This is a genomic window from Collimonas sp., assembly GCF_044339385.1.
Lineage (GTDB): Bacteria > Pseudomonadota > Gammaproteobacteria > Burkholderiales > Burkholderiaceae_D > Collimonas.
Genome location: NZ_JBIIVN010000172.1, coordinates 1 through 5,063 on the forward strand (window position 1 = coordinate 1; position 5,063 = coordinate 5,063).

Consider the following 5,063-nt stretch of genomic DNA (forward strand, 5'->3'; position numbering starts at 1 on the left):
CCTTTGCGCGGTGGGACGCTCACGGTACAAGCGTATTTCCATTGTCGCCTCCCATTCGAGCGTGCCCTGATCAACGCTGGCGAGTTGCTTCAACTTGACCTCGCGTGTAACCGCCGATTCTGGCAAAAATGCGACGCCATGCCCTTCAAGCGCCATCATTTTCAACCCTTCTGCCATGTCAGTTTCGTAGCGCTTTTCCAGATAAAGCGGCTTCTTGGAATCTGCCAGGATCAGCTCAACCATGCGCCCGAGATAGGCATTGCTGGTGTAAGAGAGGAATGGCAACGGTGCGCTGGCGCTGCCGGGGAAACGATAATCCGGCACACCGGCCTTATTGCAATGCGCATAGGCGCGCAGCACTTCACTGCCAAGCGTGATCAAGTCGTAGCGCCCGGTATCAAGCTGCACCGGCTGGCGCGGATGGTGGTAGCACAGCAGCAAATCGCAACCGCCATCGACCATCGCCATCACCGCATCGTGCACATTGAGTGCCAGCAAGCGCGTGTTAAGAGGGCCGAAGCCGTCTTCCAGAAGCCTTATCCAGCGCGGCACATAGGTTAGCGACAAGGTATGCGGCACCGCAAAATCGACTGTGCTCAGCGCGGTCGGGCGCTTGCCGCGCATGAGCGCCCGCGCATTGTTTATTTGCCCCAGCATTTCCAGCACCTGCTCGTAAAACACTTCGCCGGCAGCGGTCAAACGCGTCGGGTACGAAGTCCGATCAATCAGATCGGCGCCCAGCCACGCCTCCAGCGATTGGATCCGACGTGAAAACGCCGGCTGCGTGACGTGGCGCAATTCTGCGGAGCGGCTAAAACTGTGGGTTTCCGCCGATGAGATGAAGTCTTCTAGCCATTTACTTTCCATCCCTCTATCGTAACGCGAATCAGCATTTCCAGCATCGAAAATCGCTGCCGACGTTGTGCAACTACACCATCCGCAGCACGTTGTCGGGATAGTCGCCAGCGCCGGATTCGGCCGGCGACGGGCTGCCGAGCTCTTCCGGATGCGCTTGCTGACGCAGCCACATTTGCGCATACGCGCCAGCCGCCGCCAGCAACTGAGCATGCGTGCCGCGCTCGATGATCCGGCCGTGATCAAGCACCAGAATCTGTTCGGCATCGGCGATCGTCGACAGCCGATGCGCGATCACCAGCGTGGTCCGGTCTTTAGCAATTTCCTTGAGCTGACCCTGGATTGCCTGCTCCGACTTCGAATCAAGCGCAGAAGTCGCCTCATCAAAAATCAGTACTGCGGGATTCTTCAACAAGGTGCGGGCAATGGCGACACGTCGTTTCTCGCCGCCCGATAATTTCAGGCCGCGCTCGCAGACCATCGAGTTATAGCCGTCCGGCAGCGATTCGATGAAATCATGGATATGCGCCGCCTTGGCGACCGCAATGATTTCTTCTTTGCTGGCACCCGGTTTGCCGTAAGCGATGTTGTACTCGATGCTATCGTTGAACAACACCGTATCCTGCGGCACGATGCCGATCGCCTGGCGCAGCGAGGCTTGCGTGACGCTGCGCAAATCCTGGCCGTCGATCGTGATATGGCCGTTATTGATATCGTAGAAACGGAACAGCAATCGCGACAAGGTCGACTTACCGGAGCCGCTGTGACCGACCACCGCGGTGGTGGTGCCGGCAGCAATCGTGAAATCGACATCGAACAGAATCTGGCGCTTGCTCTCGTAGCTAAAATCGACATGCGAAAACCGTACCTGTGCACCACCTGTGAGTAACGGCCGTGCGTCTTCAGCGTCGGCAATTTCGCGGTTCTCGTCGAGCAGGTGGAACAACCGCTCCATGTCGGCCAGACTCTGCTTGATTTCGCGATAAATCACGCCGAGAAAATTCAACGGAATATACAACTGGATCATGAACGAGTTGACCAGCACCAGATCGCCCAACGTCATCTTGCCGTCGATCACGCCTTGCGTGGCACGCCACAAGATTAGGGTGACCGCGGTGGCGATGATCAACGACTGCCCGGTGTTTAGCAAAGATAATGAACTCTGCGATTTCACTGCCGCGCTTTCGTAGCGCATCAAGCCATCGTCGTAGCGCCTTGCCTCATACTCTTCGTTGCCGAAATACTTCACCGTTTCATAATTGATCAACGAATCGATTGCCTTGGTATTGGCGTTGGAATCGAGCGTATTCATGGTGCGCCGGAAGTGCGTTCGCCACTCGGTCACAGTGATCGTAAATACGATGTAACTGAGCAGCGCCACCAGCGTGATGGCGGCAAACCAGATGTCGTAATGCAGCATCAGGTAGCCCAGCACCAGCGAGATTTCAATCAGGGTCGGCAGGATGCTGAACAGCGCATATGACACCAGCGACGAAATGCCGCGCGTGCCGCGTTCGATATCGCGCGTCATGCCGCCGGTCTGGCGATTCAGGTGGAAGCGCAACGACAGCGAATGCAGATGCCGGAACACCTGCAGCGCTATGGTGCGCACTGCGCGTTGAGTAACGCGGGCAAACACAAACTCGCGCAACTCCGTAAACAATGTTGTGCTTAAACGCAGTGCGCCATACGCCACCAGAATACCCAACGGCAGTACCAGCAACGCTTGCGGATGACTGGCCGTGATGGTCATACTGTCGACCAGTTTTTTCAGCACCAACGGCACACCGACATTGGTCAGTTTGGCGCCGAGCATGAACAACAGCGCCAGCGAGATGCCCCATTTGTAGGTCCACAGATAAGGCAACAGGGTTGCGATGGTGGTCCAGTCGCTGCGTTTTTTCTGCCCGGAACCGGCATTGGCCGGGTCCGACGGACCTGAGGAATGGTGGCGCATGAATAACAATCTGAAAGAATGGTTTAAGCTACAAAGATTAATTGTAGCCCTTGGGGAAAATAAAAGATAACTGAGCAAAAAGACAACCAACTGCCGCATGGCGCGATGCCACAACAGCGCGTCATGCCCATGCCGGCCGATGCCAATATTCACGGCGACGTGTTTGGCGGCTGGATCATGGCGCAGGTTGATATTGCCGGCTCTCTGCCGGCCACGCGCCGTGCCAATGGTCGCGTGGCGACGATCGCGGTGAACTCATTCCTGTTCAAGCAACCGGTATTTGTCGGCGACCTGCTGTCGTTTTATGCCGATATCGTCAAGGTTGGTAATACCTCGATTACGGTCAACGTTGAAGTCTATGCCGAGCGCAACCGGTTGTCGACGGAAATCGTAAAAGTCACCGAAGCGACACTGGCGTATGTCGCCACCGATGCAAATCGCAAACCGCGTCAATTGCCGCCGTTGTGAAACTTGGCAACAAGGTATTTTTGCACTAACGGGCAGCGCCCAGTTCACTTGAAATGCCGGCAGCGGCGGCTTGCACCACCGCGATCAGCGCCTGCATGCGCTTGAGCGACATATACGGCACAGTGCTGGAAACACTGATCGCTGCCACTATTGCGTGACTGGCATCGTAAATCGGTGCCGCCACGCAGCGTATCGATGGCTCATTGTCTTCCAGATCAAACGCGTAGCCGCCCTTGACGTATTGCCGCATCTGCTCGCGAAACTCGCTCCAGCTGCGCTTCGGCAGCAATCGCGAGGTATTGACACTGGTTGCTGAACTGCGCTGCTGATACAAGCTCTGCCATTGCTCTTCGCCCATGCCCAACATCAAGGCTTTGCCCACGCCGGTGGTCGTAATCGGCATCCGATGACCGACGCGCGAGCGCATTTCCAGCCCTTGCTTACCTGGTATCTTATCCAGATACAGCACATCATCACCATCCTGCAGCGCCAGGTGTATGGTGTCGCCTGACTGTTCTGCCAACTGCTCCAGATACGGTCGTGCAACCGTCGCCAAGGACACGTCGTCACGCGCCTGAAAACCCAGTTCGATCAATTTAGGGCCCAGCGCATAACCGACATTCTGCGTAAATCGCAGATAACGCTCCTGCACCAGACAACTTGCCAGGCGGTGCGTGGTGCTGCGCGTCGTGCCCAGCAGCGCCGAGATTTGTTTCAAGTCGCGTGCACCGCCAGCCACCGCGTGCAGCACCGCCAGACCACGCGTCAATGTTTGCGTGCCGCTTGGCGCGGCTGAAGCGTGGGGGCTGTGAGCGGATTAGCCTCGTCGGCGCCGCCCGATTCGGGTGACTGAAGTTGTTTAGGCATTGCAGAAACCTGTCGCAAAAATTATTAAATCCCACATTTATCCCCCGCATCAATCCCATTAAAATCCCATATATTGGGAAACAATATCATATATTGACAGAAAATTGTAGCCAGAATACAGTACGCCACACGACGTCGCTCCTGCAATTTCACCAGCCACTTTCAAACTGAAAAACGCATGCATCCAGTCCCGAAAGAAACGCATTTGATTGCCCTCGACTGGGGCACTTCGTCGCTACGCGCATATCGGCTTAGAGCAGGTGGACAAACCCTCGAACTGCGATCTTTGCCGTGGGGTGTAATGCAGTTGCCGGAAGCCGGCACAGGTAAAAAAGATGGTTTCGAGGCCGCCTTCGAACAAGCTTGCGGCGACTGGCTAAGAGCCGCGCCAGCCACGCCTGTGATCGCTGCGGGCATGGTGGGCGGCCGTCAGGGATGGCTTGAAGCGCCCTACTTGCCAGTGCCGATCGATGTTACCCATATCGGCGGTAACTTGAGCGTAGTCCGCCATCGCCACGGCCAACTGATCCACATCGTGCCCGGCCTGATCCAGAATGTCTCGCTACCTAACGTGATGCGCGGAGAAGAAACTCAGGTTGTCGGTGTCATCAGTGCACTTGGCAATCAAGCAATGCTATCCGACCAGATTCTGATCGGGTTGCCCGGCACCCATTCAAAGTGGGTGCATCTGCGTTGCGCCGAAGGTCACGCCGAGCTGGCACATTTCGATACCTTCATGACTGGGGAAGTATTTGCCGCTCTCTGCGGACACACCATCCTCGGCCGCAGCACGCAGACTGTTGCGGCTGACCGAAAATTGACCCAGCAAAGGGCATAGTGCTGATTCAAAATTGACCCAGGTGTTCTACTTGTCCTGTCTAATTTTTAGGCAGGAGATATAAGGTGATCACCATGG

Annotated in this window: 5 protein-coding genes; 2 read left to right on the top strand and 3 right to left on the bottom strand. The window is 56.2% G+C overall.

Features of this window, described 5'->3' with window-relative positions; genetic code table 11:
• The coding region (locus tag ACIQ0R_RS11105) for a LysR family transcriptional regulator (protein ID WP_395827274.1) at nucleotides 1–867 on the bottom strand (867 nt) is incomplete at its 3' end.
• A 61-nt stretch (nucleotides 868–928) separates the two neighbouring features.
• Nucleotides 929–2,812, bottom strand: a complete 1,884-nt coding sequence (locus ACIQ0R_RS11110; protein ID WP_395827277.1) for an ABCB family ABC transporter ATP-binding protein/permease — start codon at nucleotides 2,810–2,812, stop codon at nucleotides 929–931.
• A 105-nt stretch (nucleotides 2,813–2,917) separates the two neighbouring features.
• On the opposite strand from ACIQ0R_RS11110, the gene ACIQ0R_RS11115 reads away from it, so the two are divergent.
• Complete coding sequence (locus ACIQ0R_RS11115; protein WP_395827280.1) at nucleotides 2,918–3,280, top strand: acyl-CoA thioesterase; 363 nt, start codon at nucleotides 2,918–2,920, stop codon at nucleotides 3,278–3,280.
• 25 nt (nucleotides 3,281–3,305) lie between these two features.
• Here ACIQ0R_RS11115 and ACIQ0R_RS11120 read toward each other — a convergent pair whose 3' ends face one another.
• On the bottom strand, nucleotides 3,306–4,049 hold the full coding sequence (locus tag ACIQ0R_RS11120; protein WP_395827282.1) for an IclR family transcriptional regulator: 744 nt from the start codon (nucleotides 4,047–4,049) through the stop codon (nucleotides 3,306–3,308).
• 276 nt (nucleotides 4,050–4,325) lie between these two features.
• Here ACIQ0R_RS11120 and ACIQ0R_RS11125 point away from each other — a divergent pair, with 276 nt between their 5' ends.
• On the top strand, nucleotides 4,326–4,985 hold the full coding sequence (locus ACIQ0R_RS11125; RefSeq protein ID WP_395827285.1) for a 2-dehydro-3-deoxygalactonokinase: 660 nt from the start codon (nucleotides 4,326–4,328) through the stop codon (nucleotides 4,983–4,985).
• The last annotated feature ends 78 nt before the right edge of the window (nucleotides 4,986–5,063 follow it).